The sequence below is a fragment of the Variovorax sp. MHTC-1 genome (assembly GCF_003984645.1).
GTDB lineage: Bacteria > Pseudomonadota > Gammaproteobacteria > Burkholderiales > Burkholderiaceae_C > Variovorax.
In genome coordinates, this window is sequence record NZ_RWKI01000122.1 from 1 (window position 1) to 250 (window position 250).

1 pseudogene is annotated in these 250 nt (G+C 62.8%); it reads right to left on the reverse strand.

From position 1 onward, the window contains the following. Positions 1–144: 144 nt before the first annotated feature. Positions 145–250: pseudogene (locus tag EJI01_RS28535) on the reverse strand (IS5/IS1182 family transposase); the annotation flags it as partial.

A 250-nucleotide genomic window follows, 5' to 3' on the forward strand; every position in this document is an offset into this window, starting at 1 on the left:
TAGCCTAGGGAGATGCTGATCAATGAACGACGCCGTCGTGTCTGAGGACATCAGGACACGACGCGGTCGCGATTCCGGTCGGCTTCGCGCCGTGAGATCGGCCCGCGGGGTGTTTTGCGCCTCTTGCGAGGCCACTTTCGGGGTTCAAGACGCACCTCGGGCATGAGCGGTCAACAGCGACCTCTTGGCGATGACCAGATTGGCCAGGCCGAACAGGCTGAACAGCTGCGCCTCATTCTTCGCGAGGCCC